This window comes from Mycobacterium sp. 663a-19, from assembly GCF_035616495.1.
Classification (GTDB): Bacteria; Actinomycetota; Actinomycetes; order Mycobacteriales; family Mycobacteriaceae; genus Mycobacterium.
The window spans coordinates 1-1,281 of sequence record NZ_JAPJAV010000034.1; the positions used below are offsets into that span (position 1 = coordinate 1).

At 63.7% G+C, this 1,281-nt stretch carries 1 protein-coding gene; it reads left to right on the top strand.

Translation table 11 applies throughout. The features are described from left to right. Nucleotides 1–49: 49 nt before the first annotated feature. On the top strand, nucleotides 50–1,249 hold the full coding sequence (locus OQ968_RS24720) for an IS30 family transposase (RefSeq protein WP_324682282.1): 1,200 nt from the start codon (nucleotides 50–52) through the stop codon (nucleotides 1,247–1,249). Nucleotides 1,250–1,281: the final 32 nt, after the last annotated feature.

Genomic DNA, 1,281 nt, shown 5'->3' on the forward strand with positions numbered 1-1,281 from the left:
GGGCGGATTCATACGGTCAGTGCAACATCCGTTGTTTTGAGGAGTTGCCATGCCGAGTGGTTATCCGTTTTCTCGGGCGGTGCGCCGAGAGTTCCTGGATCTGGTGTGCCAAGGCATGCCGGTGATTCGGGCCGAGCGTGTGGTGGGCGTGTCGCTGAATACCGGGTCGCGCTGGTGGCGCGAGGCTGGCGCCATGAAGATCGGACAAAACCAATGGAGTTCGGGTTTAGCAAATCCGGGGGATCTGTCGCGCCCGGGTGGGCGTGGGCACCGGCTCAGCGCCGAGGAGCGGGTGATCATCATGCGCGGGCGCGACGCCGGCCTCAGTGATGCTGATATCGGCAAGCAAATCGGCCGTGATCGCAGCGTGGTGTACCGCGAGGTTCGACGCAACCAGAACGCCGACGGGGACTACCACGCGCTGATGGCCCATGGTCGTGCCGCTGAGCGAGCGCGCCGACCCAAGCAGTTCAAGCTCAAGGACAATCCGTTGTGCGCGCTGATCGAAGCGTGGATGGATGATGGGTGGAGTCCCAAGCTGATCGCCGAAATGTTGGCCCGCGATCATCCCGATGACAGGCAGGCCCGGGTGAGCCACGAAACCATCTACCAAAGCCTGTATGTGCAAGCCCGCGGTAGTCTGCGTGCTGATCTGCACAAATGCCTGTCGACCAAACGGGCGGCACGCAAACCGCGGGGCCGTTATGTCAGCCGCGGCGTCTACAACGGTGAGGAGTTCACGATCAGCGATCGTCCCGCCGAGGCCGAGGACCGCGCCGTGCCCGGTTCCTGGGAAGGGGATCTGATCTTGGGGCCCGGCGGCGCCAGCGCGATCGGCACCCTGGTCGAACGCAGCACCCGCTTCACCATCCTGTTGCACCTCCCCACCGACCACAGCGCCGCGGCCGTCGCCGCCGCGATGATCGAGGCGATGAGCGAGCTGCCCGAGCACCTGCGGCGCGCTATCACCTGGGATCGCGGCAGTGAAATGGCAAACTGGCGCGAGATCTCGCTGCAACTAGGCGCCCCGGTTTACTTCTGCAACCCGCACTCACCCTGGCAACGCGGCAGCAACGAAAACACCAACCGGCTCTTGCGGTTCTGGTTCGAAAAGGGCAGCGATCTAAGCGGTTACACCAAAGCCGACCTCAAACGCATCCAAGACACCCTCAACCGCCGGCCCCGCCCCACATTGAACCTCGACACCCCCGCCCAACGACTCGCCCAACTCCTCGACCAAGCCGCCTGAGCAGTTGTTGCACTAACCGATTGACAATGCCC

What these genes read in the sequence shown, in the direction of transcription:
- OQ968_RS24720 (WP_324682282.1), top strand. Translation starts at nt 50, where the DNA reads ATGCCGAGTGGTTATCCGTTTTCTCGGGCGGTGCGCCGAGAGTTCCTG.